Below are 7,369 nucleotides of genomic sequence, written 5' to 3'. Positions count from 1 at the left end.
TTCAAACCCAGCCGTCAAGACATCAAATTCGGCTTATGCGGGAATCGGAGTATACCATTTTAATTTTCCGCTCTAGGCTGGTGATAATCTCATCTTTAGGAGCCTGCCATGAACCTGTCTTCCCTGCTGGCCGCGCGCACCGCCATGGGCAAACCCATCCGCATCGGCCTGATCGGCGCAGGTAAATTCGGCTCTATGGTTTTGGCGCAGGCCAAGCATATTCCCGGATACCAAATCGTCGGTATCGCGGAATTGGACGCCGACAAAGCCCGCGTCTCCCTCGCCCGTACCGGATGGGAGGCCGTAAATTACAACGCCCGCTCGATGGATCAGGCCGTCACCGAAGGCACGACCTGCATCACCAACGATGCCGCCGATCTGTTCGCTTGCGACGCCATCGAGTGTATCATCGAAGCGACGGGCCACCCCCTCGCAGGCCTGCGTCACGGGCTTGCTGCCATCGATGCGGGCAAGCACGTAATCATGGTCAACGTCGAGGCTGATGTCCTATGCGGTCCGGTCTTGGCCAATCGCGCCCGTACCCAAGGCGTCGTCTATTCGATGGCCTATGGCGACCAGCCCGCCGCGATGTGCGAGTTGGTCGATTGGGTCCATAACTGCGGCTTTGAACTGGTCTCGGCGGGCAAAGGCATGAACTTCGCCCCGCCCTATCGCTACTCTACCCCTGACACGGTTTGGGATTTTTTCGGATGGTCCAAGGAAGAAGTCGCCGCCGGAGACTTTAACCCCAAGATGTATAACTCCTTCACCGATGGCACCAAGGCCGCGATTGAAATGGCCGCCGTCGCCAATGCCACAGGCTTGGATTGCCCCGAAGATGGCCTCGCGTTTCATCCCGCTGGTTTGCAGGATCTTGCCACCGTGTTTCGACCAAAAAGCGACGGCGGAAATCTCGCAAAAACTGGCCTTGTCGACATCGCCGCCAGCCGCGAACACGATGGCCGCACTGTGCTGAACAACATCCAATACGGCATGTTCGTGACCTTCCGCGCGCCCGATGAATACACCCGCGCCTGCTTTCAACAATATGGGCTGCTGACTGATCCGTCGGGCTGGTACGGTTCGATGTGGCGGCCGTTCCATCTGATCGGATTGGAAACATCTGTGTCCGTCCTATCCGCCTGCCTACGCGGCGAGGCCACTGGCAGCTCCACCCGTTGGCGCGGTGATGCGGTCGCGACCGCTAAAGGCGATTTCCCAGCTGGTGACATGCTGGACGGTGAAGGCGGCTACAAGGTCTGGGCCAAGGCGATCCCTGCCCGCCGGTCCCATGATCTGAACGCACTGCCCATCGGCTTGGCGCATCACATCAAACTAAAACGCGCGGTGCGTAAAGATCAGATCATCAGCATTGATGATGTCGAGATCGTGGATGACCAAGACATTTTCGATCTGCGGGTTGCGCAGCACGCCTTTTTAGACGGCTGAAAGCCACCCTAGACTGGCATCCGTATCGCCTGTTGGCTTGTATTCTGCGCCAATCGGGCGATCCCAGCCCAGCCGATCCAAGACCTGCCAGATATAGGGATAGTTCAACTCTCCATGATCAGGTGTGCCGCGATCGGGGATCGAGGCTACCTGAATATGCCCAATGATAGGCAACAGTTTCTCTAACCGATGGGTCACGTCGCCCTCCGTGAGTTGCACATGGTAACAGTCAAACATCAGCCGAAGGTTTGGCGCGCCGACTTCTTTAATCAACGCCGCAGCTTGTGTCGTACGATTCAGAAAATAGTCGGGCGCGTCATAACCATTCAACGGCTCAATCAAGATCGTGCGTCCCTCGGCCTGCGAGCAAGCATAGCGTAGGTTTTCGGCAAAAGTAGCATGGGCATCCGCGCCTTGCGCGAAACCTGCCATGACATGAACCGCGCCCGTATTGGTTGCCTTCGCATAGGCCAGCGCTTCGTCAATCGCCGCGCGCGCCTCGTCCTCGCACCCCGGCAAAGCAGACATGCCGTTTTCACCAGTTCGTCCACGACGGGTGTTTAAGCCCAACATGGGCAAACCTGTTTGCTGCAGCGCCGATGCGACAGCATCGACGTACTGATCATAGGGCCAATGACATTCTACCGCGTCAAATCCGGCGGCCTTTGCCGCGCGGATCGCATCTGGCAACGCTCTATCGGTCCACAAAAATCCTAGATTGGCGGAAAACTTCATGACTCCCACTCCACATCAAACTTCGTGACAACGTCCTTGATCTGCGCGTCGCTCAACTGCCGCCGCGCCATGCCGTGGGTCAGTAAGGCCAATCGGGCCGTGTCTTCCAATTCCTCAATCGCGTTGCAGGCGGCCTCGACATCCTTGCCCGCAACGACGGGTCCGTGATGCGCTAACATCACTGCCGTCCGCTTGCCCGCCAACCCGCGAACAGCGTCGCCCATCGCGGCATCTCCGGGGAGGAAGAATGGCAGCAGGGCGACTTTGCCAAGCTTCATAATCGCATAAGGGGTCAATGGCGGTAGGAAATTATCAGGGTCTTGATCTTTCAGCAGCGACCACGCGACTGAGTGCGCCGAGTGCAAGTGCACGACTGCGCCTGCGCTCGATCGGGTCTCGTAGAACGCGTTATGCAACGGCATCTCCTTGGTCGGCATGTCGCCGCCAATATGTTGGCCCGTTGCGTCAAAAAGCGACAGTCGCGCCGGATCAAGCCGCCCGAAACTGGACCCTGTCGGCGACACCAGCAAGCCGCCGTCCGAGGTGCGGGCCGAAATATTACCCGTCGAGCCCCCTGTCAGCCCGCGATCAAAAAGCGACTTCGCCAGCACGCACATCTGCTCGCGCAAATTCGTATCCGTGCTCATAGGCTGTCCAACTTTTGCAATGCGGTGGCGAAAAACGCTTCGGCTCCGAAGTTACCTGACTTCAACGCCAGCGCCATCCGTTTTCCGTCGCTGTCGCACGCACACCAAGGCACACCCGGCGCAATTTCTGGCCCAATGTCGAGCCGCGTCACTCCCAAGGCTTGCGTCACAGCGCCCGAGGATTCGCCACCTGCAACGACGATCCGCCGCACCCCTTTGTCGCGGGCGAACACGGCGATCTGCGCCAAGGCCTCTTCGACCAATTCCCCCGCGCGATCCCGTCCCAACTGGTCCTGTGCTGCACGCACATTTTGCGGCGCAGCAGTGGCATAGATCAGCGGCGCACCGCTTTGCCCCATCAACCAATCTAGCACAGGCTGCACACCGTCACGCGCCAGCGCGAGCGGGTCCAATTTGTAAGACGGCGCCGACGTCGCATAGGCCGCAACCTGTCGCTGGGTCATGTCAGAACATGATCCTGACAATACCAAAGCCTCTCCCTTCGGGGCTTGCCACGGGTCCTCAATCGGTTCGCCGCCACTGATATGAAGCGCAGGTAACGGCATCGCCAACGCACTGCCCCCTGTCAGCAATTTGAACGACTGGCATGCCTGCGCGATGACCTCTAGGTCCGCATCGGCAACCGCATCTACAACCACATGAGCGATGCCTTGATCGGCCAGACGCGTCAATTTCGCACGCACAGCTTCAGCACCCCGCGCGACGCACAGGCGGTCAACCAACCCGACATCGCCCGTCACTTGCGGCGCCAAAAGCCGCATCAGGTTCGAGTCCCGCATCGGCGTCAAGGGATGATCCTTCATTGGACTTTCCGCCAACGGCTGTTGGCCAACAAACAAATTCCCCATAAAAATGCTACGTCCGTTTTCGGGAAACGCAGGGCAATAGATCGTCTGCTTTGCCCCCAGCCGCGCCATAAGCGCCTCGGCCACGGGTCCAATGTTTCCCTCAGGTGTGGAATCAAAGGTCGAGCAATATTTCCAGAAAAACTGCTTCGCACCCGCCGCCTGTAACCAATCCAATGCCGATTCAGACTGAGCAACAGCATCCGCCGCAGGCATGGTGCGGATTTTCAACGCGATCACTTCATAAGGCGCTGTTTCGGATGGCGGTCCCTCAGGTACACCGATCCGCAAGGACACGCGCGCACCGCTTCGCGCCAGCAGCCCCGCCAAATCGGTGGCTCCCGTAAAGTCGTCGGCAATCGCCCCTAAAAGCAACGTCACTTAGTCCTGCCCCGGCAAGGTTAGGCCTGCGTTTCGCGCATAAACTTTCGCTACCGCTGAATCGTGTTCGCCGCCCAGACCAGACCCAGACGCCGCCAAATATTGCTGCAAAGCCGCTGCCGTGATCGGGGCGCTGAACTTGGCCGACTTTGCGATATCCAAAACAATCCCAAGGTCCTTGGGCCAGATATCAACAGCACTCAGCGGACGATAGTCGCCGTTCACAATCGACGGCGCACGGCTTTCCAGCGCCCAGCTATTGCCTGCACATTGTGTGATGACTTCTAGGAATTTCGCGGGCTCGACCCCTTGCGTCATGCCAAATGTTATCGCCTCGGCCATGGCTGCGATTTGCACGCCTGTCAGCATTTGGTTGACCGCTTTCATCGATGATCCCGCACCCGCTTCATCGCCGAGCGCGAATACTTTCGCCGACATAGCATCCAACGCAGGCCCGCCCTTTTGGAACGCCGCAGGTGCGCCTGCCGCGAGGATAGACAACGTACCTTCGCCTGCCTTGATCGTGCCGCCCGATACCGGCGCATCCAGATAATGCAGCCCCAAGTGATCGCAACGCTTTGCCATATCGCGGGCAAAATCCGGCGCAACTGTCGCGCATGAAATCACAGCCGCGCCTTTGGCAAGCTTGGTCGCGATGCCGTTTACGCCGAACAAGACGCCTTCGGTTTGCGCCGCGTTGACCACGACGATCACCGCTGCGTCTAGGGTCGGTGCGACCTTATCAAGCGTGCCATCCGCGCCGCCTTCGGCTTTGAACTTTGCCACAGCGTCCGCGTTGATATCAAATCCATGGGTCTGAAGCCCTGCACGACGCAACGCGCCTGCCATGCCAAAACCCATCGCCCCAAGGCCAAATATCCCTACTTTATAGTCCGACATAACAGCCTCCTAAGTTGGTTTTGAAAATTGGTATACCAAATGATCGGACAAGCCAAGTGGATCAAATCATCCCGTTAGGTCTTGAAACGAGCGGCAAAGAAATCGACCATCTGGCTAACCATTTCATCGCCCTGCCCTGCGTCACACGCCAGCGTCAACGCCTCGAGCGGGCCTTTGGACATGATGCTATCGACGCCCGCGTCCTTGGTCATCATCGCGTAATAGCCCACGTCCTTGGCCGCGTTTTTGATCGCGAACTCCAGCTTGTTCGGGTCGTTATCGACGCCGTAGGCTTTGACGAAATCCATCATGCCTGAATGCAGCGGCCCCGCCGACATCACGTCATACACACTTTTGCGGTCAATCCCCGCGACGTCGGCCACAGCAAAGGCTTCGGCCATCGCGTTTGCCACCGTCATGCCAAAGAAGTTGTTGAGCAGCTTGATCGTATGCCCCGATCCCAGCACGCCAAGGTGAAAGACGTTCTCGCCTAAATCCTTGAGGACAGGTTCGACGCGATCAAACACAGCCTTGTCGCCCGCCGCCATGATGTTCAGCAAACCATCTTTGGCATGGGCGGGTGTGCGGCCCAAGGGCGCGTCAAGATAGTGGCCACCCGCCGCAACGGCCTCGGCCCCCAAAATGCGTGTGCTGCCGGGTAATGAAGTGCCAAAGTCGATGACCACCGCGTCTTTGCGCAGCCCCGCGATCACACCGTCTGCGCCGCGCATCCGCATTTCGACGCTGGCCGAAGTGTCCATGCAGAGCATCACGATGTCGCTGGCCTCGGCGACCTCGCGGGCGGTGCCGACTTCGGCAGCACCACGTGCAACGGCCGCGTCGATATTGGGTCGCGATCTGTTGGCCATGATCGTCAGCGCATAGCCTTGATCCAACAAACGGTCCACCATCGCAGCCCCCATCAACCCTAGCCCAATAAATCCGATTGCTGGTTTACCCACGATATAATCCTTTTTGTTGTGCAATGTTCATGTCGCGGCACCCGTGCCACGTAATTGCGTTTCAATATCTAATGCCACTTGCAATGTCCGTGTGGCGTCGGCCACATCAATCAAGGGCGCAGCGCCCCCGATGACATCCAAGAAGTGATCCAATTGTGCGGCCAGTGGGACGGTTTCGTTGACCGCCACATCGACGGGCACCGTCTGGGCCGCCTGACCCCAGTCCACACCGTTCCATTGGGTCAACGACGGAAAACTGATGCCGCCTTGCGTACCTGTGATCCACATCATGTCTTGGTTTGTGGTGCCAATATTTGGGTTCTCACCCGTACCAGCCTCAAACCCCCAAGGGCTGGGCGCTATGTCTGCAAAGCTGATCGTCGCTGTGGCGCCCCGTTCAAAGCGCAGGGCAACCGCCCCGCTTTCGATACGACCGCCATCGCGTAGCGGCGTACCAGCGAGGCACGCGATATCGCTGATTTCGCCTAAGACAAATCGCAAGATATCAATGTCATGCACAAGGTTGATCATCACCGGCGATCCGCCAGTCGTGCGCCAATTGCCTTCGAAGTAGTCATCCGGTTTGCGCATCGCCCAGATCAAGCTCGCCGTTACAGGCGTGCCGATGGCGCCCTCTTCGAGCATCGCGCGCAACTGCTGAACAGTCGCATGATAGCGGCGATGATGTCCGACCAATGACCGCAATCCAGCGTTGGCCAAGGCCCCCTGCAATGCCTGCGCCCCTTCCATATCAGCTGCGACTGGTTTTTCGATCAGCACATGCCAACCCCGCTTTGCCGCAGCAATTCCATGGGCCGCATGCAACCCTGTTGGTGTAGCAATGATCGCACCGTCAACGCCGTCAGGCACGTCGGCCATATCGGCAAACCGCGCCACATCCCCCGCATCAATGCCCATATTTGGATCGACCAAACCGACCAGATCACACCCTTCATGCGCCTGAGCCGCTTGCACATGACGGATGCCGATCAGCCCACCACCGATGACGACAATCCGCTTCACATTACAGCGCCGATTTGCCACGGCACAAATTCGTAGTCGCCAAGACCCTGCGCCTCGGATTTGCTGGCCTCGCCCGAGGCTACGGCCAAGAACATCTCGTAAATCTCGCGCCCCTTTTCCGCGACACTGACGCCGCCGCTGAGGATTGTGCCCGCGTCGACGTCCATATCCTCGGACATGCGTGCCGCCATTTCAGAGTTTGTCGCGACCTTGATCGTCGGGCTGGGCTTTGACCCAAACGCCGAACCGCGCCCTGTGGTGAAGCATACCAAATTACAGCCGCCTGCGATTTGCCCTGTGACCGACGCAGGATCATAGCCGGGGCTGTCCATAAAGGTGAAGCCATGCGCCGTCACCGTTTCCGCGTATCTATAAACGCCAGTCAAAGGCGTCGTGCCACCCTTTG

General features: G+C 58.5%; 7 protein-coding genes and 1 pseudogene. 1 reads left to right on the top strand and 7 read right to left on the bottom strand.

From position 1 onward, the window contains the following. The first annotated feature begins 108 nt into the window (after positions 1-108). Positions 109-1,449, top strand: coding sequence for a Gfo/Idh/MocA family oxidoreductase (locus tag QZ197_RS13485; RefSeq protein ID WP_296432609.1), 1,341 nt, complete (start codon positions 109-111; stop codon positions 1,447-1,449). Here QZ197_RS13485 and QZ197_RS13480 read toward each other — a convergent pair. The 7 genes and pseudogenes from QZ197_RS13480 to QZ197_RS13450 all read right to left on the bottom strand — a co-directional run. Continuing rightward, positions 1,438-2,184: a TIM barrel protein gene (locus QZ197_RS13480; protein WP_296432607.1), complete on the bottom strand. Its 747-nt coding sequence runs from the start codon at positions 2,182-2,184 to the stop codon at positions 1,438-1,440. The genes QZ197_RS13485 and QZ197_RS13480 overlap by 12 nt on opposite strands. Beyond that, on the bottom strand, positions 2,181-2,831 hold the full coding sequence (locus QZ197_RS13475; protein ID WP_296432605.1) for an aldolase: 651 nt from the start codon (positions 2,829-2,831) through the stop codon (positions 2,181-2,183). Before QZ197_RS13475 ends, QZ197_RS13480 begins: the two co-directional genes overlap by 4 nt. Continuing rightward, positions 2,828-4,078: a 3-oxo-tetronate kinase gene (gene otnK / locus QZ197_RS13470; protein WP_296432603.1), complete on the bottom strand. Its 1,251-nt coding sequence runs from the start codon at positions 4,076-4,078 to the stop codon at positions 2,828-2,830. The genes QZ197_RS13475 and otnK overlap by 4 nt, the downstream gene beginning before the upstream one ends. Continuing rightward, entirely contained in the window at positions 4,079-4,978 is a 900-nt protein-coding gene (ltnD, locus tag QZ197_RS13465) for an L-threonate dehydrogenase (protein WP_296432601.1), read from the bottom strand. It abuts the gene before it with no gap. Between the two features lie 74 nt (positions 4,979-5,052). Further along, positions 5,053-5,940 (bottom strand): NAD(P)-dependent oxidoreductase, encoded by an 888-nt coding sequence (locus tag QZ197_RS13460; protein WP_296432600.1) that lies wholly within the window; start codon positions 5,938-5,940, stop codon positions 5,053-5,055. Between the two features lie 27 nt (positions 5,941-5,967). Beyond that, positions 5,968-6,963: a Gfo/Idh/MocA family oxidoreductase gene (locus QZ197_RS13455; protein WP_296432598.1), complete on the bottom strand. Its 996-nt coding sequence runs from the start codon at positions 6,961-6,963 to the stop codon at positions 5,968-5,970. After that, positions 6,960-7,369, bottom strand: a pseudogene (locus QZ197_RS13450) (UxaA family hydrolase); the annotation flags it as partial. The gene QZ197_RS13455 and the pseudogene QZ197_RS13450, both read right to left, overlap by 4 nt.

Source organism: Yoonia sp., from assembly GCF_017854415.1.
Taxonomy (GTDB): Bacteria; Pseudomonadota; Alphaproteobacteria; order Rhodobacterales; family Rhodobacteraceae; genus Yoonia.
Note: the sequence above shows the minus strand (reverse complement) of the source record. Positions and strands in the feature narration are given on the sequence as shown.

Coding starts and splice junctions, on each gene's coding strand:
- QZ197_RS13485 (WP_296432609.1), top strand. CDS start 109: ATGAACCTGTCTTCCCTGCTGGCCGCGCGCACCGCCATGGGCAAACCC.
- QZ197_RS13480 (WP_296432607.1), bottom strand. CDS start 2,184: ATGAAGTTTTCCGCCAATCTAGGATTTTTGTGGACCGATAGAGCGTTG.
- QZ197_RS13475 (WP_296432605.1), bottom strand. CDS start 2,831: ATGAGCACGGATACGAATTTGCGCGAGCAGATGTGCGTGCTGGCGAAG.
- ltnD (WP_296432601.1), bottom strand. CDS start 4,978: ATGTCGGACTATAAAGTAGGGATATTTGGCCTTGGGGCGATGGGTTTT.